Annotated in this window: 17 protein-coding genes; 6 read left to right on the plus strand and 11 right to left on the minus strand. The window is 55.2% G+C overall.

The genetic code is table 11. The features are described 5' to 3' along the window. Positions 1-43: 43 nt before the first annotated feature. From SP99_RS00730 to yiaK, 4 genes are read right to left on the minus strand one after another with little or no spacing between them, the layout of a single operon-like run. Positions 44-1,363 (minus strand): MFS transporter, encoded by a 1,320-nt coding sequence (locus SP99_RS00730; RefSeq protein ID WP_025758393.1) that lies wholly within the window; start codon positions 1,361-1,363, stop codon positions 44-46. A 45-nt stretch (positions 1,364-1,408) separates the two neighbouring features. Next, entirely contained in the window at positions 1,409-2,335 is a 927-nt protein-coding gene (locus SP99_RS00735) for a DUF4862 family protein (protein ID WP_047957480.1), read from the minus strand. A gap of 27 nt (positions 2,336-2,362) precedes the next feature. Beyond that, positions 2,363-2,830, minus strand: coding sequence for a YhcH/YjgK/YiaL family protein (locus SP99_RS00740; protein WP_047957481.1), 468 nt, complete (start codon positions 2,828-2,830; stop codon positions 2,363-2,365). Positions 2,831-2,840: 10 nt separating this feature from the next. Further along, a complete protein-coding gene (gene yiaK, locus SP99_RS00745; protein ID WP_047957482.1) occupies positions 2,841-3,839 on the minus strand; it encodes a 3-dehydro-L-gulonate 2-dehydrogenase in 999 nt (332 codons plus the stop codon). Between the two features lie 230 nt (positions 3,840-4,069). On the opposite strand from yiaK, the gene yiaJ reads away from it, so the two are divergent. Continuing rightward, on the plus strand, positions 4,070-4,882 hold the full coding sequence (yiaJ, locus tag SP99_RS00750; RefSeq protein ID WP_025758387.1) for an IclR family transcriptional regulator YiaJ: 813 nt from the start codon (positions 4,070-4,072) through the stop codon (positions 4,880-4,882). Positions 4,883-4,954: 72 nt separating this feature from the next. Here the strand turns inward: yiaJ and avtA are convergent, their stop codons facing one another. Continuing rightward, positions 4,955-6,211, minus strand: coding sequence for a valine--pyruvate transaminase (gene avtA / locus SP99_RS00755; protein ID WP_025758385.1), 1,257 nt, complete (start codon positions 6,209-6,211; stop codon positions 4,955-4,957). 171 nt (positions 6,212-6,382) lie between these two features. Further along, on the minus strand, positions 6,383-8,413 hold the full coding sequence (locus SP99_RS00760) for an alpha-amylase (protein WP_047957483.1): 2,031 nt from the start codon (positions 8,411-8,413) through the stop codon (positions 6,383-6,385). A gap of 314 nt (positions 8,414-8,727) precedes the next feature. Between SP99_RS00760 and SP99_RS00765 the strand changes: the two genes are divergently transcribed. Next, positions 8,728-9,552 carry a protein bax gene (locus SP99_RS00765; RefSeq protein ID WP_032672543.1) on the plus strand — a complete coding sequence of 275 codons (825 nt, stop codon included), beginning with the start codon at positions 8,728-8,730 and terminating at the stop codon, positions 9,550-9,552. A gap of 39 nt (positions 9,553-9,591) precedes the next feature. Here the strand turns inward: SP99_RS00765 and xylR are convergent, their stop codons facing one another. The 4 genes from xylR to xylF form a co-directional block, all read right to left on the minus strand. Continuing rightward, positions 9,592-10,770, minus strand: coding sequence for a D-xylose utilization transcriptional activator XylR (xylR, locus tag SP99_RS00770; protein WP_021242460.1), 1,179 nt, complete (start codon positions 10,768-10,770; stop codon positions 9,592-9,594). 33 nt (positions 10,771-10,803) lie between these two features. Beyond that, complete coding sequence (gene xylH, locus SP99_RS00775; protein WP_025759156.1) at positions 10,804-11,985, minus strand: xylose ABC transporter permease XylH; 1,182 nt, start codon at positions 11,983-11,985, stop codon at positions 10,804-10,806. Continuing rightward, entirely contained in the window at positions 11,963-13,504 is a 1,542-nt protein-coding gene (locus SP99_RS00780; RefSeq protein ID WP_047957484.1) for a xylose ABC transporter ATP-binding protein, read from the minus strand. The genes xylH and SP99_RS00780 overlap by 23 nt, the downstream gene beginning before the upstream one ends. A gap of 71 nt (positions 13,505-13,575) precedes the next feature. Next, complete coding sequence (xylF, locus tag SP99_RS00785) at positions 13,576-14,568, minus strand: D-xylose ABC transporter substrate-binding protein (protein ID WP_025759158.1); 993 nt, start codon at positions 14,566-14,568, stop codon at positions 13,576-13,578. Positions 14,569-14,938: 370 nt separating this feature from the next. On the opposite strand from xylF, the gene xylA reads away from it, so the two are divergent. From xylA to SP99_RS00810, 4 genes are all read left to right on the plus strand, one after another. Continuing rightward, on the plus strand, positions 14,939-16,261 hold the full coding sequence (xylA, locus tag SP99_RS00795; protein WP_014830210.1) for a xylose isomerase: 1,323 nt from the start codon (positions 14,939-14,941) through the stop codon (positions 16,259-16,261). A gap of 62 nt (positions 16,262-16,323) precedes the next feature. Then, positions 16,324-17,778, plus strand: a complete 1,455-nt coding sequence (xylB, locus tag SP99_RS00800; RefSeq protein WP_047957485.1) for a xylulokinase — start codon at positions 16,324-16,326, stop codon at positions 17,776-17,778. Between the two features lie 103 nt (positions 17,779-17,881). Continuing rightward, the gene (locus SP99_RS00805; RefSeq protein ID WP_047957486.1) at positions 17,882-18,421 is read left to right on the plus strand and encodes an isochorismatase family protein; all 540 of its coding nucleotides are present in this window, start codon (positions 17,882-17,884) and stop codon (positions 18,419-18,421) included. Then, complete coding sequence (locus SP99_RS00810; protein WP_047957487.1) at positions 18,421-19,341, plus strand: GlxA family transcriptional regulator; 921 nt, start codon at positions 18,421-18,423, stop codon at positions 19,339-19,341. Before SP99_RS00805 ends, SP99_RS00810 begins: the two co-directional genes overlap by 1 nt. On the opposite strand, the gene SP99_RS00815 is transcribed toward SP99_RS00810, so the two are convergent. Further along, entirely contained in the window at positions 19,334-20,329 is a 996-nt protein-coding gene (locus SP99_RS00815) for an acyltransferase (RefSeq protein WP_047957488.1), read from the minus strand. The genes SP99_RS00810 and SP99_RS00815 overlap by 8 nt on opposite strands. Positions 20,330-20,475: the final 146 nt, after the last annotated feature.

A 20,475-nucleotide genomic window follows, 5' to 3' on the forward strand; every position in this document is an offset into this window, starting at 1 on the left:
GGTGGCGCTGCGCTTACCCGGCCTACGGTTCGGTTTGAGGGCATCAGGCCGCACGTTTATGGGGGGTCACCGTGGGATTGGGCTCTGTCCCCGCATCACATTTCGCCGGCAGCAGCAGGGCCAGCAGTGATGCCAGTGCCAGAGAGACCGCCAGGCAGTACACTCCCGCATCTTTGCTGTAGAGCGTGATCAGCACGCCTACCGCATACGGGCCGCAGAAGCCACCGAGGTTGCCCAGGGCGTTGATCACGCCACGCGCACCGCCCGCCATCTCCGCGCTGAACAGGCGGGCCGGAATGGTCCAGAACACGCCTGCGGCCGACTGCAGGAAGAAACCACAGCCCACCAGAGCGGCATAGGCCAGCCAGGTATTCGCTTTGAGCGCCACCGAGAGGAACATGCAGAGCGCGAAACCAATCAACGGCAGGGAGACAAACAGCTTGCGCTTGCCGGTACGGTCAGAGAGCGTAGAGAACAGGAACATGCCCGCAATAGCGCCGATGTAAGGCAGGATCGCGAGCACTCCCACCTGGCCGATGCTGGTGTGCGTCAGCTCTTTGAGAATGGTGGGCAGCCAGAGGGTGTAACCGTAAATTCCGGTCTGATAGAAGAAGTTCAGGGCGATCAGCTGCCACATGGTTTTGTCTGACAGCACCGCACTGAGCGAGGCGTTTTTCACCTCTTTTCCGGCGATGGCCTGCTGTTCAGCCGCCAGCGTGTGCACCAGATAGTTTTTCTCGGCGTCTGAGATCCAGCGGGCTTCCTGGGGGCGGTCATAAATGGTGAACGCCCACAGCACCAGCACCGCGATGGACATCAGCCCTTCAATGATAAACAGCCAGCGCCAGTCGAGTGCGGTAATAATCCAGCCCGACAGCGGGGCGGTGATGATCCCGGCGATGGGCACAAACATGATCACAATGGCGTTGGCGCGACCGCGCTCGGCATCCGGGAACCAGTTGCTGATCATGGTGAGCACAACGGGCAGCATCCCCCCTTCCGCCACACCGAGTAAGAAACGCAGCACCAGAAGCTGATACTGATTCGTCACAAGCCCGGTCAGAACCGAGATCACCGCCCAGGCGACCAGTGACCAGCCGATAAACTTCTTACCGCTGCCGTGCACGGCAATCTTGCCGCCGGGAACCTGCAGGAACAGATAACCGATAAAAAATATCCCGCCCGCCAGACCTGCCATGGTGGCGGAAATACCCAACTCTTCATCCATACCGCCCGGCATGGCAAAAGCGATATTCACACGGTCCATATAAGAAATAATGCAGGCGATAAGAATAGGGGGAATGATTCTTAGCCAGCGCTGGCGCGGAATGTCCGCATGTAGGGCTTGAGTAGACGTAGTCATATTTAATCTCTCAGTGTAGGTAACCGGAATTACGTTTTTTTATTGTTATTGTGTTGCTTTTTTCATCGCGCTAATGCCGTCGCGTAAAATAGCGATACGATGCCCGACGTCAGCATTAGCATTTATTTCCAGTAATTTAATACCGGAGAATTTCAACGTTGCGGCGTGCGCCGCAGTAAACAGTGCTTTTACGTGTTCAGTGGACATCAGACTGTCGGCGCAGAACGAAGAAAACGGCGCGTGCAGATCCTGCCATTCACCGTACTCCCCGCTGAGGGTGGTACCCGAGAACATCAGCGCGCCCAGCTTTCCGGCCTGAAGGGCGGTCTGCACATGCTCAACCGGAAGCGTTGTGTTGCGTCCCTCAATGGCCGAACGCGCCCAGTTGATGCAGACGCTGATATCGGTCTCGTTGATCGCCTCCAGAACCTGCTTCAGAGGCAGGAAACCCTTGCGCGGGGCGAGACCTGTCATGGCATCACAATGTTCAAGCACCAGGTCGCAGGACCAGTCCCATGCGGTGATTTCGCGAACAGAGCGGGAAAATGCGTCGGTGGCCTGCTCAACAGAAGCATTGCCGATCTGCGGAGCCGCCTGCATCTCCAGAGCGATAATTTTTCCCGGAAAACGGGCATTCACGGCGTCAATTTTCTGATGCAGATGACGGTAGAAATTGACGCAGGCTTTACGCTGCGCTTCGTCAGCAGACGCCAGGCCAAACGCACCGTGGGTGCCCCGGCGGCGCATGGTTTCCATAACGGCGGTGACAACCATTTGCCAGTCGCCCGGCGTATGGCGGAACAGCCATTCATCACCAAACGGATGGAGATTTTCCAGACACGGTTGTTCCAGCCCACGGATATCCGGCGTGTCGGAAAGTGCCCGCCAGAAGGCCCGTTCTTCTTGTTCCCCTTGCTGGTGAAACGAGGGTGCGCAGGGATACGCACCAATAATAAACCCGGTGTTGGTCATTTCGCGTTTCCACTATTTATAAAAAAATTAATTCAATTCGCTGATGGCAACTTTCACCACAATTTTACGAATTGCAGAACTTTTATTTTTAATACAGGCAGGGCGGTGAACGTCCTGCGGGAAAAATATGGCATAGCTGCCCGGTACCATTTCAATAAACGACTCATTTTCACTGTCGTGATAAAAAATAATATCCCGCTGTTCGAGCAATGATTCGCTTATTTTGTTATTACCAGTATCAATAGCGACACCGATTTTCTCTTCACCGGAGGCCAGGAATTGAATATCGAGGTAGCGGCGATGTACTTCCGGGCGATTCTCATGCTGTGCTTTGGTAGTCAGGTCGAGCACCTGAGCAAAGATGCTACGTCCTTCGATTTCAACGACACCCGGCGTCAGGGAGGTGAAATCCGTGGTACGCAGAAAATCCAGTGCTCTTTCAATGGCGCGTGGCAGGCGGCACGGATTGGGCTGCGAGATATGTCCGAATATCATGGTCCACTCCTTACAGTGCCTGGATTTTCGCCCACACGCTGTCGTCGATGGTGATACCGTGGTGACGGTTCTCTTCCAGATGACGCGTAAATTCATGCCCCGGCAGACGGACCGCCACGTTTTCATCTGACCGCTCTGCGGTAGTGATAAAGTCCATGATGCGCTGCAGCTTAGCGTCGCGGGTTGGTCCGTCGATCAGGCGATCGACCTCGATGGCGATAAAGATCTGCGACACGCCGTATTCGTCACTGTTGTCCTGGGTCACTTCCGCCACGGACGCGCCGTTGGAGAGCAGGGTGGCGATCATATCGAGCACGATCGATAAGCCTGAGCCTTTCCAGTATCCCATCGGCAGAATGCGACGGTTTTTCTCAATCACGCCAGGCTCTCTGGTGAGATTACCCTCGTCGTCAAAGCCGCCGTCTACCGGGAGTTCGCGCCCCGCCAGACGGTTGACCTCCAGCATGCCGTAGGAAAACATCGACATCGACATATCGACCATGGTGATCGGGCTTGAAGGAATGGCCACGATCAGCGGGTTGGTGCCGATGCAACACGTTTTTGAGCCCCAGGCGGGCATCACGGCTATGGAGTTGGTCCAGCAAATCCCGATATAGCCCTTCTCGGCGGCTTGCCACCCGTAGCTGCCGCCGCGCATCCAGTGGTTCGCGTTACGCAGCGCCACCAGACCAATTCCGTGATCGGACGCCAGCTCGGTGGCGCGGTCCATCATCTTCTTCGCTGTCAGGTTGCCGATGGATCGCTGCGCATCCCACTGTTCGATGGCCCCTAATGTGGTAACCCGTTTTGGCTGGGCGTCAGGAATGATGTCGCCGGCGTCAAGCTGCTGAATAAAGCGCGGGAAGCGGTTGACGCCATGCGAATAGACGCCGGATTCCGTGGTGCGGGCAAACATCTCCGCGCAGGCGTCTGCGGTGTCCGCGCTGACACCGCGATCGAGCAGAACCCGATTGAACGCTGCTTTCAACTCTTCGAAGGTCACTTTCATCCCTGTTCTCCTGTTTTTGTCGGGGCAAGTGCGAGTGCTTTTTTATCGCTAAATTTCACTATGCGAAATCTGATTTCAAATATAGCGATCAAAATTTGTCAGATCAACGACATTCCTGTTTTTCAAAATCGATTAAAATCAACTGGTTGTATTTTTTCTGTCGAGATCGTGAACTGACCCACACTTTGCGCTACCATCAGGACGCGCTAAACAGGAGCCATGGGAAAAGCATGAAAGAGAGCGAAATGACGCAAGAAAAAGAGAGGCCAGCAGGCAGCCAGAGCTTGTTTCGCGGCCTGATGCTGATTGAGATCCTCAGTAACTATCCGAACGGCTGTCCGCTGGCGCATTTATCGGAACTGGCGGGGCTAAATAAGAGCACCGTGCACCGGTTGCTGCAGGGATTGCAGTCGTGCGGGTACGTCACGCCGGCACCCGCGGCGGGGAGCTATCGCCTGACCACCAAATTTATCGCCGTCGGGCAAAAGGCGCTGTCATCATTGAATATTATCCACGTGGCGGCGCCACACCTTGAAGCGCTGAATATTGCTACCGGCGAGACGGTGAACTTCTCCAGCCGGGAAGACGACCACGCCATTCTGATTTATAAGCTTGAGCCGACAACCGGTATGCTGCGCACGCGTGCTTATATCGGTCAGCATATGCCGCTCTACTGCTCTGCGATGGGCAAGATCTACATGGCGTTTGGTCAACAGGCGTATGTGGCGAGCTACTGGGAAAGCCACCAGGATCAGATCCAGCCGTTGACCCGCAATACCATCACCGAACTGAGCGCGATGTATGACGAGCTGGCAACGATCCGCGAGCACAGCATGGCGATGGACAAAGAAGAGAACGAACTGGGTGTCTCCTGTATTGCCGTGCCGGTATTTGATATTCATGGCCGCGTGCCGTACGCGATCTCTATATCGCTGTCGACGTCGCGCATGAAGCAGGTGGGCGAGAAGAACTTACTCAAGCCGCTGCGCGAAACGGCAGAGGCTATTTCAAAAGAGCTGGGTTTTAACGTGCGCGAGGCGTAGCAGAAGGGCAGGTTTATCCTTGCGGAGCCTGCCAGATGACGTACCGTCTGGTGCGTCATCTGGCGTAAGCTCTTACTGCGTATCTTCGCGCCAGGCGTATTCGATCTCTTCGGCGAGAATTTTCACCCCGGCTTCAATTTTTTCCGGATCGGGCACGTAGTTCATCCGCATGCACTGATGTGTATGTGGCCACGGCTTATCCAGCCCCGGGAAGAAGTAATCACCTGGTACCATCAGTACGCCGCGCTTTTTCAGGCGCTGGTAGAGCAGTTCGGTGGTGATAGGCAGGTCCTTAAACCACAGCCACAGGAAAATCGCCCCTTCAGGTTTGTGGATCAGGCAGCGTTCTTCCGGTAAATAGCGGCGAAGAATCGCAATGGTTTCCTGAACGCGCTGGTAATAGAAAGGTTTGATGACCTCATTCGACAGGCGCAGCAGGTCGTTGCGTTTGATCATTTCGCACATCATCGCCGGACCGATGCCGCCCGGTGAAAGGCTGATAATGCCGTTCATATTGGTAATGGCGGTGATGATTTTCTCATTGGCGATGATGATGCCGCAGCGGCTGCCCGGCAGGCCCAGCTTAGAGAGGCTCATGCACAGGACAATGTTCGGGTTCCACAGCGGACGTGCTTCGCTGAAGATAATACCGGGGAACGGTACGCCGTAGGCGTTATCGATCACCAGCGGGATGCCGTGCTGATTCGCCAGCGCATCCAGCTTCATTAACTCCTCGTCGGTGATCACGTTGCCCGTTGGATTCGTGGGACGTGATACGCAGATCATGCCCGTCTCTTCACCAATATGCAGATGTTCAAAATCGACGTGATATTTGAACTGGCCTTCCGGCAGCAGTTCGATGTTCGGGCGCGCGGAGACGAACAGATCCTCTTCCAGGCCGGAATCGGCGTAGCCGATGTACTCTGGCGCCAGCGGGAACAGCACTTTTTTGGTGGTGCCGTCGGCGCGACGCCCAGCGAAGAGGTTAAACAAGTAGAAAAATGCGCTCTGGCTGCCGTTTGTCAGTGCAATATTCTGTGGTTCGATATCCCAGCCCAGCTCGTCACGCAGCATTTCAGCGAGGAGTGCCAGCAGTTCAGTTTTCCCCTGCGGGCCGTCGTAATTGCAAAGCGCATCGGTTGCTTTGCCGCTTTCCAGCATCTGAGCAAGCAGGGTCTGGAAATAGGTATTCATCTCCGGGATTTGAGCCGGGTTTCCGCCTCCGAGCATGATTGCGCCCGGTGTGCGCAGCCCGTCGTTGAGGTCCTCCATCAGGCGAGTAATGCCTGAATGGCGGGTAAATTTGTCGCCGAAAAGTGAAAACGTCATAGCAGGTGATCTGTCGAGCTTATTTTGAAAGTGGGTAACCATAACGCTAGCACCGTGCTGGTGCAAATCGGCTGGTGTGGTCGGATTTGTTGTTTTATAGGGTGGGAGTGGGTTTATGTAGTGAATAGTTCTGGTGCTTTTCCCCTCACCCCAAAGGGTGAGGGGTGTGGTTTATTGATTACCTGCCCAAACCACCATCACCTTATCGCCCTTATGCTCGCGCACGAAGCCATACCCCTCTTTCAGCGACAGCGTGGTTTGCTTGCCTTCACCTATCGCGGGATGGCGGGCGCGGAACTGACCCAGCGTTTGCCAGTGGGCGACGGTTAACGCCTGTTTGCCCGTCACGTCCTGCCAGTTCATGTCCGAGCGGGTGCCCTGCAGCGGGTCGGAACCCGTCGGGCCGAACGGACGTTCAGATTCATCTCCGTAATAAATTTGAACGCTACCCGGTGCTAACAGGAGCAGTTCGGCCGCGCGCTGGCCACCTTCACGGAACAGGCGCGTGTCATGCGAGGAGAGATAGCTCAGCACATTGAAGCTTTGCAGCTTTTCCGCCATCTGCTGCCACGTGAGGTCCATATCAGCCAGGCAATTTACCGCTTTCGCCGCCTGCTCCTGATAATCGAAGTTGATCATCGCATCGAAGCCGTGGCGATAATAATCGCTCTGCATGACCCCGTGGCCCCAGGATTCCCCTGTCATCCAGAATGGCGCGTTGTCGAGCTTTTTGTCCGGGTTCGCGCCTTTCCAGGCGGCCAGCGCCTGGCTTGCCTGGTCTTTCAGCTGTTGCCAGGCCGCAAGTTCGACGTGTTTGGCGGTATCCACCCGGAAACCGTCAATGCCATAGTCCCTGACCCACTGGCTCAGCCAGTGGGTCAGGTAATCGCGCGGGGTATAGCCCGGAATGGCTTTCGCATGGGTATCGGGTTTGTGTTGATAGAAGTTAGGTAACCCGGAAGGCGCGGTGGATTCTGTTTTCAAATCGGGTAAGAATGCCAGCGACATCGTTAAATCATCGAAGCCGGGGTTGTCGTAATCGCCAATGTCGGTGCGGATCCACTTTTTCCCCCACCATTTTTCCCATGCGGCTTTGTCGCTGAAGTTGATGTAGTCGTTAAAGCTGTGCCAGCTTTGGCCTGCGCCCGGCGTCCAGTTTGTCCAGCGCTCTCCCAGCGTCTTTTTCAGCTCATCGCCCTGCAGGTACAGGGCGCCAAACTGATACTCCTGCATGTCCGCAAGCGTTGCGTAGCCCGTGTGGTTCATCACGATATCGAACAGGATGCGAATGCCGCGTTTATGCGCTTCATCAACAAGATGGCGTAAATCCTCTTCGCTACCCATGTTGGCATCAAGCGTTGTCCAGTCCTGGGTGTAGTAGCCGTGATAGGCGTAATGAGGGAAGTCACCTTTGGTCCCCCCGCCCACCCAGCCATGGATCTGCTCAAGCGGAGAGCTTATCCAGAGGGCATTCACGCCCAGCTGCTGTAAGTAATCGAGCTTGCTGGCCAGTCCCTTAAGATCGCCGCCGTGGAATGTGCCTATCTCCTGCATGCCGTCTTTATGACGGCCATAGCTGTTGTCGTTGCCAGGATCGCCATTCACATAGCGGTCGGTCAGTACAAAATAGACGGTGGCGTTTTGCCAGCTAAACGGCGCGGGTTTGTCGGTTTCTGCGCGCTCAAGCAGCAGCAGGCCATTGCTGTTGGCAGCTGGCTGCAGAGTGATTTTTCCGTTCTGCACTGTCGTGGTCTGTTTACTGTAATAGTCGCGCACGACCGAGCCTTCCGGGAAGGTATGGCTGACGTCCAGCGTCAGCGGTTTACCGTCCCACGTCGGGCACTGGCGGATGACGTTTGCCACCGGTTGTTCTGCAGTGCTCTGGATGGTCAGCAGCAGAGTGGGCGTGCCGGAGCGGGTATCTATCCGCATCTGGTATTCACCGTCGCGGAACAGGCGCCACTGCGGCGGCGTGCCGTCACAGGGTTTAAGTGACAGCATCTCATTGAGTTTTATCGCGTCTGTTGGCTGCCAGCACGTGTTGTCAAAACTCACGGTCAAAGGACGCGTACCCTTCGCAAGCTTTGCTTGGCTTATGAAAACGCCGGTGCCTTCGGCGCTAAAGGCGTTAAACCCCGGTGACGACCAGTCAGCATGTGCCAGTGCGGGTAACATCAGAAAGGCTATTGCGGTGCGTTTCATTCCATTTTCCTGTCGCGGCATTTTTGACCAGTGTGCCACCAGGCGGAGGGTAAAAACTCATCCCCCGGCGCTTTCTGCCCGGAGGATGCGTGAGGATGAGTGATCTCGCGCAAAATTAGGCAGTTATCTGCGAGATCGCACACATTTTTTCAGAATTGATGCTTAAATGAGCAAGTTTCAGATGACATAGTTTCAGAATTGGACTATTTCTATACGTGCTCTTGAAGTCTATTTTTGATATGATTTGAGATTCCGCTCTCAAATTTGTGAAAAAAATAAGGTGTTAGGATGATTACATCCGACCAGGAGACCTAATGATATCGACTCCCATTCGACGATATGGGGCTGCGATACTCATGTTACTCACCACGGCATTTTCGGGTGAGGTGCTTGCGAAGACGCACACGGATACAACGAGTAAGAAAGCCCACGTAATAAAGACGACAAGTAGTAAGGTTAGCAGTAAACAAGAGTATTCTCGCAATAGTGCAAAGAGTAGTTCACTTCCTGATTTGCGAAAATACCCTTCCGGAACACCAAGGAAAAAAGCGTTTCTCCGGACGGTAATGCCTTACATCACGAGTCAAAATGCCGCGATTACTGCGGATCGTAACTGGCTGATTTCGAAACAGTACGATAGCCGCTGGTCGCCGTCAGAGCGTGCGCGTCTGAAAGATATCACGAAGCGCTACAAGCTGAGCTGGAACGGTAACACCCGTCGTGTGCCGTGGAACGCTCTCCTTGAGCGTGTGGATATCATCCCAGGTAGCATGGTTGCGACCATGGCGGCGGCTGAAAGCGGCTGGGGGACCTCTAAGCTTGCGCGTAACAACAATAACCTTTTCGGTATGAAGTGTGTGAAAGGGCGTTGTAACAATGCGCCTGGCAAGGTGAAAGGTTATTCTCAGTTTGAATCAGTGAAAGATTCTGTGAATGCCTACGTGGTGAATCTGAACACGCACCCGGCCTACTCATCGTTCCGTAAATCACGTGCGCAGTTGCGTAAAGCGGACCAGGAAGTGACGGCCAGTACGATGATCCACAAGCTGAAAGGGTATTCGACGAAGGGACAGAGCTATAACAACTATCTGTTCGCGATGTATCAGGATAACCAGCGCTTAATTGCCGCCCATATGTAATCTTAAAAGAACGCCTTCCACTGGAAGGCGTTTTCTTTTCTATATCAGCACCTCGCTGTGGCGATCCCGGTACTCTTTGGGTGTGGTGTCATACTCTTTGCGAAACACCGAATAGAAATACTGCAGGGATGGGTAACCGCACATCTGCGAAATTTCGTTGATCGACAGCGACGTGGAGATGAGCAGGCTGCGGGCCTTCTCCAGCTTCTCAGCATGAATAACCGCATGAATGGTTTCGCCCACCTCTTCTTTGAAGCGCTTCTCCAGATTCGAACGCGAAATGCCCACTGAATCCAGAACCTGATCGACCTTAATCCCTTTACACGCGTGGTTACGAATGTAGTGCATGGCCTGAATAACGGCAGGATCGCTTAAGGAGCGATAGTCGGTTGAGCGCCGTTCAACGACGCGCACAGGGGGTACCAGCAAGCGCTGAAGCGGCAGAGACTCTTTATCCAGCAGACGATGCAGCAGCTTCGCCGCCTGATAGCCCATCTGACGTGTGCCCTGAGCAACGGAAGAGAGCGCCACGCGAGACAGATAGCGAGTAAGTTCTTCGTTATCAATGCCAATCACGCACAGTTTTTCAGGTACCGGGATGTGTAAATGTTCGCAGACCTGCAGCACGTGGCGCGCGCGGGCATCCGTAACGGCAATAATACCGGTTTGCGGCGGTAGCGTTTGCAGCCAGTCCGCCAGGCGGTTTTGCGCGTGCTGCCAGTTCTCCGGTGCGGTTTCCAGCCCCTGATAGACCACGCCGCGGTACTTCTCCTGCGCGACCAGCTGACAAAACGCGTGCTCACGCTCAACGGCCCAGCGCTTGCCGCTGGTGGCGGGCAAACCATAAAACGCGAAACGATGAACGCCTTTCTCTTTTAAATGGAGAAAGGCCGCTTCGACCAGGGCATGGTTATCGGTAGCAATATAATGGACTGGCGGATAGTGTTCCGGAGAATGATAGGAGCCGCCGACGCCCACAATCGGGACGTCGACGTCGGTCAGCAGTTGCTCAATCACGGGGTCGTCATAGTCGGCGATGACGCCATCGCCCAGCCAGTCTTTGATGTTCTCCAGACGGGTGCGGAAATCTTCTTCAATAAAAATATCCCACTCCGATTGCGACGCCTGCAAATATTCGCCAACCCCTTCAACCACCTGACGGTCGTAGGCTTTATTGGCATTGAATAACAACGTAATGCGGTGACGCTTTTCAAACATGGCTCACTTCCCAATTAAGTCACAATACCGTTATCAGGCCCGTCGCTTGGTTGCTGAGTCCATCCAGACTGCCAGCAAAAGAATGGCCCCCTTGACGATATACTGCCAAAACGTCGGGACGTCCATCATACTCATCCCGTTATCCAGCGACGCCATAATAAATGCCCCCATCACCGCGCCCGCCACGCTACCGATACCGCCTGCGAGGCTGGTGCCGCCAATGACGCAGGCGGCAATAGCATCCAGCTCGGCGATGTTGCCGGCAGAGGGAGAACCGGCCCCCAGACGCGAGCTGAGGATCAGCCCGGCGATAGCGACCATCAGGCCATTAATGGCGAAGACGGCCAGTTTGGTACGCTCAACGTTAATCCCTGACAGACGGGCGGCTTCAAGGTTGCCGCCGATGGCGTAAATACGGCGACCGAACGCGGTACGGGTAGCCATAAACATGCCGCCCAGCAGTAAGAGGGCCAGCAGCAATACCGGCGTAGGCACGCCGCGATAGTCGTTCAGGAGCCAGATTGCGCCGAGCACAATGACTGCGGTGAGCGCCTGACGCCCTACCACCGACGTTGACGCCGGAGACGCCAGCCCCAGCGCCTGACGGCGCATACGACCGCGCCACTGCCACGCGACAAACGCCAGCAGCCCAATCACCCCAATCGTAAAGCCTATGCTGTCTGAGAGGTAACTCTGGCCAATCTGCGACATGGCCGCGCTGGTGGGAGAGACGGTGGTACCGTTGGTGATGCCGATTAAGATCCCGCGGAAGGCCAGCATTCCTGCCAGGGTAACAATAAACGACGGCACTTTACGGTAGGCAACCCACCAGCCGTTCCAGGCCCCCAATACCAGACCCAATACCAGCGTGACCGCCACGGTCAGCGGCAGCGGCCAGCCAAGCCAGACGTCAAAAATAGCCGCCACGCCGCCAAGCAGGCCCATCATCGACCCGACCGACAGGTCGATTTCCGCGGAGATGATCACAAACACCATCCCCACGGCCAGAATGCCGGTGATGGCGGTCTGGCGCAGCAGGTTTGAGACGTTACGCGCGCTCAGGTACGAGCCATCGGTCATCCAGGTAAAAAACAGCATGATGACGATAATCGCCGCGATCATCACGAAAACCTGCAGGTTCAGCGCTTTTAGCCCCGCGAACGCGCCGGGCGTCGGAACAGCGACTTTGATATCAGACGGATTGCTTTTCGACATGACGTTCGCTCCTTAAAGCGGCTTCCATCACCTGCTCCTGCGTCAGGTTCTGGTTAATCAGGTTGGCTTTCAGTTTTCCCTCGTGCATGACCAGCACGCGGTCGCTCAGGCCGAGCACTTCGGGTAACTCAGACGAGATGACAATGACGGCAATCCCTTGCTGTACAAGCTGATTAATCAGTTTGTAGATTTCATATTTGGCACCGATATCAATCCCGCGCGTGGGCTCATCGAGGATTAATATGCGCGGGTTGAGAAGCAGGCAGCGGGCCAGAATCGCTTTTTGCTGGTTGCCGCCGCTCAGACGACCAATGGCCAGTTCAGGAGAGGAAGTCTTCACCTTGAGGCGGGCGAGAGACTGCAGAATACATTGCTGCTCTGCGGCATCGTCCAGGCTGCTTAGCGCACCGGAGAACTGATCGAGTGCTGCCAGCGTGATATTTTTTCCGACCGCCATCACCGGCACGATGCCGTCTTTTTTACGGTCTTCCGGGACCATGGCAATACCGCGGGCAATCGCCTGCTGGCAGTTGTCAATTTTCACCGGCTGTCCGTCGATATAAATTTTGCCCTCCCAGCGCCCCGGCCATACGCCAAACAGACACTGTACGGCTTCGGTTCGCCCGGCCCCGACGAGCCCCGCAATCCCAAGAATTTCACCGCTGTGAAGAGAAAACGAGACGTTATTGACGCGCTTAATGTGGCGGTTAACGGGATGCCACGCGGTCAGGTTTTCCACGCGTAACACTTCGTCACCGGTGGTGTGAGGTTCATTAGGGTAGAGTGCCGTCAGCTCGCGGCCCACCATCATGGTGATGATGTCATCTTCACTCATGCCCGCGGCTTCACGCGTGCCGATGTGTTGTCCGTCGCGGATCACGCAAATGGTGTCCGAAATGGCTTTGACCTCGTTGAGCTTGTGCGAAATGTAGATGCAGGCGATGCCGTGGTTTTGCAGGTCGCGGATGATATTGAGCAGAACCGCGGTTTCCTGTTCGGTGAGCGACGCCGTTGGCTCATCGAGTATGAGCAGCCTGACCTGTTTATTCAGTGCTTTCGCAATTTCGACCAGCTGCTGCTGCCCCAGGCCCAGATCCCCCACGCGGGTGTCCGGTGAAATGCTGAGGCTCACCTGCGCCAGCAGCTTTTCACAGCGCAGCGTCATGGTGTCGTAATCCAGCACGCCGTGGCGGGAAATTTCGGCCCCAAGGAAAATATTCTCCAGCACGGTGAGATGCTTCACCAGCGCCAGCTCCTGGTGGATGATGGCGATGCCTTTACGTTCGGTATCGCGAATGTGTGTCGCCTGAATCACTTCACCGGCAAAGACGATTTCGCCTTCGTAACTGCCATGGGGGTAGATCCCGCACAACACTTTCATCAGCGTTGACTTGCCCGAGCCGTTCTCGCCACACAGCGAAACGACCTCGCCGGGGTTCAGCCGAAGACTGACGTTGTCGACGGCTTTCACCGTGCCGAAGCGCTTGGTGATGCTTTTCATTTCAAGTAAATAAGGCATAACTGCTCCACGTAACCCGAGGGAAGAACAGTACAACGTGAAGCGCCCCCGCAGAGCAGGGGCGCGCCGGATTACAGTTCGCTCTTCTTGTGGAAACCGTCTTTAATCACGGTGGCGTCAATGTTCTCTTTATTGACTTCAATAGGGGTGAGCAGACGAGCCGGAACGTCTTTCAGCCCGTTATTCAGCGTCGCGTCGGCTTTAGGTTGCTTACCGTTGCCCAGCTCCACGGCAATTTCCGCCGCCGTATTCGCAAGCTCGGTAATCGGTTTGTAGACCGTCATTGTCTGGGTGCCGGCGATAATACGTTTTACCCCGGCCAGATCGGCATCTTGCCCTGAAATGGCCACTTTCCCGGCCAGGCCCTGGGCGCTCAGCGCCTGAATCGCGCCGCCTGCGGTAGCATCGTTGGAGGCGACGACCGCATCAATTTTGTTGTTGTTGGCCGTCAGCGCGTTCTCCATAATTTTCAGCGCGTTTTCTGGCAGCCAGCCGTCGGCCCATTGATCGCCAACCACTTTAATTTTCCCGCTGTCGATGTACGGCTTAAGAACTTTCATTTGCCCTTCGCGGAACAGTTTGGCGTTGTTATCTACCGGCGAACCGCCCATCAGGAAATAATTGCCCTGAGGCACTTTGTCGATCAGGCTTTGCGCCTGTAATTCGCCCACTTTTTCATTGTCGAAGGAAATATAATAATCAATATCCGCATTATTAATCATACGGTCATAGGCCAGAACTTTTATCCCTTCCTGTTTGGCTTCTTTCACCACGTTACTTAATACCTGGCCGTTATAGGGGATAATGACCAGGACATCGACACCACGGTTAATCATATTCTCAATTTGCGACATTTGCGTTTCTTCGTTGCCGTTCGCCGACTGAACAAACACGCTTGCGCCGAGTGATTCTGCTTTCTTAACAAAAATATCGCGATCTTTTTGCCAGCGCTCCAGACGCAGGTCATCAATCGCCATGCCAATTTTGACCTCCTTAGCATGGCCTGCAAAGCTTGCCAGCAGGAGCGTAGTGCAGAGCGTTAGGGTCAGGTTCTTTATCTTCATAATTATTAGGCCTTTTGTAGGGGTATGTGTTGCTGAGATAAAAGAAACATTCACTACTGAGACGCAGCAAATTTTTAACGCGGAAAGGCAGGCTGGCAATTACAGATTTTTATCTTCCTATTATGATATTTGGTTTATTTCTGAATTTATGACCGCGATCGGATTTTAAAATACGTAACGTCTTAATTACATTTGATTCTGGAATACACGCCGAAAAATAGTTTGCCTGCGCATTATTTTGCGAGCCAGCGCACAGTTGTGCATTCTCTCAATAGCAGTGTGAAATAACGTAATTGAGCAACCCCAAATGTCTATTCACTATTACTCCTGTATCAACGACTCGCCGCATACCCTGATTATGGAGCTCAATATGCAAGCTTATTTCGACCAACTCGATCGTGTTCGTTACGAAGGCCCAAAAACGACCAATCCTTTAGCATTTCGTCACTACAACCCGGATGAGCTGGTGCTGGGTAAGCGCATGGAAGATCATTTGCGCTTTGCTGCCTGTTACTGGCATACCTTCTGCTGGAATGGCGCCGACATGTTCGGCGTGGGCTCCTTTGACCGTCCGTGGCAACAGCCGGGTGAGGCTATCGAGCTGGCGAAACGGAAAGCCGATGTGGCGTTTGAGTTCTTCCACAAGCTGAACGTGCCGTACTACTGCTTCCACGATGTGGACGTGTCGCCAGAGGGCGCGTCGCTGAAAGAGTACCTGAACAACTTCGCGCAGATGGTGGATGTGCTGGCGGCGAAACAGCAGCAAAGTGGCGTGAAGCTGCTGTGGGGCACGGCGAACTGCTTCACGAATCCACGCTACGGCGCGGGGGCGGCAACTAACCCGGATCCGGAAGTGTTTAGCTGGGCGGCCACCCAGGTGGTGACGGCCATGAACGCCACGCATCAGCTGGGCGGTGAGAACTATGTTCTGTGGGGCGGCCGTGAAGGCTACGAAACCCTGCTTAACACGGACCTGCGCCAGGAGCGTGAGCAAATTGGCCGCTTTATGCAGATGGTTGTTGAGCATAAGCATAAAATCGGTTTCCGCGGCACGCTGCTGATTGAGCCGAAACCGCAGGAACCCACCAAGCACCAGTATGACTATGATGTGGCGACGGTGTACGGTTTCCTGAAGCAGTTTGGCCTGGAAAAAGAGATTAAAGTTAACATTGAAGCCAACCACGCCACCCTCGCGGGCCACTCATTCCATCACGAGATCGCGTCTGCGATTGCGCTGGGTATTTTCGGCTCTGTCGACGCTAACCGTGGCGATGCGCAGCTGGGCTGGGATACGGATCAGTTCCCGAACAGCGTGGAAGAGAATGCGCTGGTGATGTATGAAATTATCAAAGCGGGGGGATTCACCACCGGTGGCCTGAACTTTGACGCCAAAGTGCGTCGCCAGAGCACCGATAAATACGATCTGTTCTACGGCCACATTGGCGCGATGGACACCATGGCGCTGGCGCTGAAAGTGGCCGCGCGCATGATCGAAGACGGCGAGCTGGATAAGCGCGTGGCGAAGCGTTATAGCGGCTGGAACAGTGAGCTGGGCCAGCAAATTCTGAAAGGTCAGTTATCGCTTGCGGAAATTGCGAAGTACGCTGAACAACATCAGCTGGCTCCGCAGCACCAGAGCGGACACCAGGAGCTGCTGGAAAATCTGGTCAATCACTACCTGTTCGATAAATAACAGCACGCAGGCCCGGTAAGCGGTAGCGCCACCGGGCATTTCTGTTAAAGGAGTCACCGTTAATGTACATCGGGATCGATCTTGGCACATCGGGTGTGAAAGCCATCCTGTTAAGCGAGCAGGGCGACGTGTTAGCAACGCAGACAGAAAAACTGCAGGTTTCACGTCCGCACCCGCTGTGGTCGGAGCAGGATCCGGAGCAGTGGTGGCAGGCGACGGATCGTGCCATTCAGGCCCTGGGTAAGCAGCACAGTTTGCGTGACGTCAACGCGCTGGGGATCGCCGGACAAATGCATGGCGCTACGCTGCTCGACAACCAGCATCGTGTGCTCCGTCCTGCCATTCTCTGGAACGATGGCCGATGTGCAGAAGAGTGTGCGCTTCTTGAGGCACGTGTTCCTGCCTCTCGTGAGATTACCGGCAACCTGATGATGCCCGGCTTTACAGCACCCAAATTACTGTGGGTACAGCGACACGAGCCGGATATTTTCCGTCAGGTGGCAAAAGTATTGCTGCCAAAAGATTATCTGCGTTTTCGCATGACGAGGGATTTTGCCAGCGACATGTCCGATGCCGCCGGCACGATGTGGCTCGACGTGGCGAAACGTGACTGGAGCGAGGCGATGCTGGATGCCTGCCATTTGACCCGTGAACAGATGCCCGCCTTGTTCGAAGGCAGTGAGGTGACGGGCACATTGCTGCCAGCGGTTGCTGAACGCTGGAATATGCCTGCCGTACCGGTGGTGGCTGGAGGCGGGGACAACGCGGCGGGAGCTGTGGGTGTCGGGATGGTTGAGGCCGGGCAGGCTATGCTCTCGCTGGGAACCTCCGGCGTCTATTTTGCCGTCAGTGATGGGTATCGCAGCAACCCTGAAAGTGCAGTGCACAGCTTCTGCCATGCGCTGCCAGGAAAATGGCATTTGATGTCGGTGATGCTGAGTGCCGCGTCGTGCCTGGACTGGGCGGCGAAGCTGACCGGGATGGCCGATGTGCCTGCGTTGATTGCCGCAGCCCAACAGGCGGATGAAAATGCCGGTACCGTCTGGTTTTTACCGTATCTGTCCGGTGAGCGAACGCCGCACAACAACCCGGAAGCAAAGGGCGTGTTCTTTGGCTTAACCCATCAACATGGCCCGGCAGAACTGGCACGAGCAGTTCTCGAAGGCGTAGGTTATGCCCTGGCTGACGGCATGGACGTGGTGCATGACTGCGGCCTGAAACCGGCGAGCATTACCCTGATCGGCGGCGGGGCGCGAAGCCCGTACTGGCGACAAATGCTGGCGGATATTAGCGGACTGCAGCTGGATTTTCGCACCGGTGGTGACGTCGGGCCAGCGCTCGGTGCCGCGCGACTGGCGCAGATCGCCATGAACCCGGAAATACCGCTTGCGCAACTGTTGCCGCAGCTTACGCTGGAACAGGCGCATCTGCCTGATGCGACACGCCATGCGCGTTACGCAGAAAGGCGCGATGTGTTCCGCAAAATTTATCAGCAGTTGCTGCCGCTGATGTCGTAAACGCGATTGTCTGCCAGCGGCACGAGGATGTCCTTTTTTGGTCTGTCCGCGTGCTCGTTTCCTCGTCAGTATGTATTCATACCCACTGGCGAGGAGCACCATCATGACACGCATTGCACTACTCAACATCGATACCCAACAGTCTTTTCATCACCGTGATTACTGGCAGGAACAAGACATTCCGGCCTTTCAGCAGGCAATGCTGGGGTTGATTGAGGGCTGCCAGGCACGCAATGTTCCCGTCGTTGATATATTTCATGTGGATGAAGATGGCCCTTTCTCACTGCAAAGCGGCTATGTCAAACCGATGGCCTTTTTACGTCATCAGCCGGATGTGGTTTTCCAGAAACACGTCCATAATGCCTTCACGGATACCGGGCTTGACCGCTGGTTGCGTGAGCGTGATATCAACCAGCTAATCGTGTGTGGCATTCGTACTGAACAGTGCTGCGAGACCACCGCACGGGTGGCATCCGATCTGGGTTATGCTGTGACCTTTGTAAGCGAGGCAACGCTGACGTTTCCCATGACGTACAGAGGGATTACCCTTAGTGCAGCGGAAATTCGCCATCGTACCGAAACGGTACTGGCCGGGCGGTTTGCCGGGATTAAAACGGTAGCGGAGACGCTGGAGTCACTGTAATGCGCATCGACGTCTGGTTTGTGATGTTGCCCGGGGTGCTGTCTTTAGATATGACCGGCCCGGCGGAAACCTTTGTGCTGGCGGGCGAGGCGTTTCGCCTGCATTACATTGGCCCGCAACCTGAGGTCCAAACGTCGATTGGTCTCGCAATGAGCGGCATTCAGCCTTTACCGGAAGGGCTCCCGGCGGGGAGCCTGCTGGTTCTGCCCGGCGTGAGCGACTCCCGCACTCAGTTTTCGACACCGCAGGCGTTGCAGATCCAGCACTGGCTGATGCGCCTGCAGCCCGCCATTCAGCGTCGGGATATCACGGTGATGTGCGTCTGTTCGGGGGCATTGCTGGCGGCGAAATCCGGGTTGCTGAATCACCGGCAGTGCACCACACATCATGATGTGATTAGCCGTTTGCGTACCGCGGCTCCCTCGGCGGTGATTAAAGAAAACCGGATATTTGTGCAGGATGAGAATATCTGGACCAGCGCAGGCATCACTTCAGGTATCGATCTGGCGCTGCATATGATTAACCGCCTGTGTGGCCCCGAAAAGGCGCTGGCCGTGGCGCGTGAGATGGTGGTCTGGTTCCGCCGGTCGGGAGACGATCCGCAGCTTTCTCCGTGGCTACGCTACCGCAATCATCTTCACCCGGCTATCCACCGTGCCCAGGATGCGCTGACCGCCGAACCACAAAAAGCCTGGAGCGTCCCGGATATCGCCGCGCTGGCGCACGTCAGTCCCCGCCATTTAACCCGTCTGTTTCAGACGCATTTAGGCATTAGCGTTCGTGATTACCTGGAGCAGCTGCGTCTGGCAGTGGCCGAGCAGTGGTTATTGCAGGGGCGTGGCGTGGAGCAGGCTTCCCTGGCGGCAGGGTTTTCTTCCCCGCGCCAGTTTCATCGCGCCCGACAGCGCACCGTTAACTGACGAAGCGGCGCGTATCTACCTTCTGTAGCAGCATCGACAGCAGTAAGCTGACGACCAGTGTGGCGGAGAAAATCCAGACGATGTCCAGCACCGGCCAGCTTTTCAGTTCCACCCCCCTCGTTCGCAGAGCGTGGATTACCAGGGCATGAAAACCGTAAATCCCCAGCGAGTGGCGCGAGATATAGCCCAGCACGGGAAGCGGGCGCGCGTTCATCGTGTTTTTGACCAGCGTCAGCAGGGAAACGGCACAGATAAAGACCATCGGCCCGCAGTAGAGATACCAGGTATCCGCAAAATTACCGCGCCACTGCAGTTCATGCAGTGTCCCGCGCGCAATCACCGCCACGCCAGCGATAAACAGCGCCGCGCAGAGCCCGTTCATACCGCGTTTTTGCGTATTCATCATCCCGATGGCCCGCCCCAGCATGCCGTAAAGCACATAATAAAAGGTATCGCCGTTGATGTAGAGGTTGACCGGTAGCCACTCAAAACCGTCGATTTTCTGCGAGACTGTATTCGGGTTGGCGACAATGCCAATCACCACCATCAGCGCCAGAAGCATTTTTCCGCTGACGTTTTTCACCTGTATGAGGGGGGAGACCAGATAGATAACGATAATGGCGAAGAAGAACCAAAGATGGTAGAACACCGGTTTTTGCAGTACGTATTTCAGCGCTAACCCGGCGTTAATTGAGGTGAACAGCGTGATATAGAGCAGGGCAATGGCGCTGTAAAACCCGAGGCAAGCCGCGATGCGAATGAAATGCCTCGGCTGCGCGCTACGCTCGCCAAAAAAGAGAAAGCCGGAAATCATAAAGAACAGGGGAACGCTGACGCGTGAAGCAGAATTGAGAATATTGGCGATATCCCAGTTAACGGGGCTGACGCTGTGGGCGTTCGTGATGTACCAGGTCGTCGTGTGGATCATCACCACCATCAGACACGCTATTCCTCGCAGGTTATCAATCCAGTTAATTTTAGACTGCATCAGTTCCTCTTTTCCCTGTAAATAGAGTGTGACTGCCGTTGTGGAAATATCTTTCCCTGGAAAAATCTGAGATTTATTCAGCAGTGTTGTCGGGAGGCCGCGAGATTCGCAGAATGCCAGACCATAATCTATAAAAGCTTTGATAC

The organism is Enterobacter sp. BIDMC92 (assembly GCF_001030225.1).
Lineage (GTDB): Bacteria > Pseudomonadota > Gammaproteobacteria > Enterobacterales > Enterobacteriaceae > Enterobacter > Enterobacter sichuanensis.

Coding starts and splice junctions, on each gene's coding strand:
- SP99_RS00730 (WP_025758393.1), bottom strand. CDS start 1,363: ATGACTACGTCTACTCAAGCCCTACATGCGGACATTCCGCGCCAGCGC.
- SP99_RS00735 (WP_047957480.1), bottom strand. CDS start 2,335: ATGACCAACACCGGGTTTATTATTGGTGCGTATCCCTGCGCACCCTCG.
- SP99_RS00740 (WP_047957481.1), bottom strand. CDS start 2,830: ATGATATTCGGACATATCTCGCAGCCCAATCCGTGCCGCCTGCCACGC.
- yiaK (WP_047957482.1), bottom strand. CDS start 3,839: ATGAAAGTGACCTTCGAAGAGTTGAAAGCAGCGTTCAATCGGGTTCTG.
- yiaJ (WP_025758387.1), top strand. CDS start 4,070: ATGAAAGAGAGCGAAATGACGCAAGAAAAAGAGAGGCCAGCAGGCAGC.
- avtA (WP_025758385.1), bottom strand. CDS start 6,211: ATGACGTTTTCACTTTTCGGCGACAAATTTACCCGCCATTCAGGCATT.
- SP99_RS00760 (WP_047957483.1), bottom strand. CDS start 8,413: ATGAAACGCACCGCAATAGCCTTTCTGATGTTACCCGCACTGGCACAT.
- SP99_RS00765 (WP_032672543.1), top strand. CDS start 8,728: ATGATATCGACTCCCATTCGACGATATGGGGCTGCGATACTCATGTTA.
- xylR (WP_021242460.1), bottom strand. CDS start 10,770: ATGTTTGAAAAGCGTCACCGCATTACGTTGTTATTCAATGCCAATAAA.
- xylH (WP_025759156.1), bottom strand. CDS start 11,985: ATGTCGAAAAGCAATCCGTCTGATATCAAAGTCGCTGTTCCGACGCCC.
- SP99_RS00780 (WP_047957484.1), bottom strand. CDS start 13,504: ATGCCTTATTTACTTGAAATGAAAAGCATCACCAAGCGCTTCGGCACG.
- xylF (WP_025759158.1), bottom strand. CDS start 14,568: ATGAAGATAAAGAACCTGACCCTAACGCTCTGCACTACGCTCCTGCTG.
- xylA (WP_014830210.1), top strand. CDS start 14,939: ATGCAAGCTTATTTCGACCAACTCGATCGTGTTCGTTACGAAGGCCCA.
- xylB (WP_047957485.1), top strand. CDS start 16,324: ATGTACATCGGGATCGATCTTGGCACATCGGGTGTGAAAGCCATCCTG.
- SP99_RS00805 (WP_047957486.1), top strand. CDS start 17,882: ATGACACGCATTGCACTACTCAACATCGATACCCAACAGTCTTTTCAT.
- SP99_RS00810 (WP_047957487.1), top strand. CDS start 18,421: ATGCGCATCGACGTCTGGTTTGTGATGTTGCCCGGGGTGCTGTCTTTA.
- SP99_RS00815 (WP_047957488.1), bottom strand. CDS start 20,329: ATGCAGTCTAAAATTAACTGGATTGATAACCTGCGAGGAATAGCGTGT.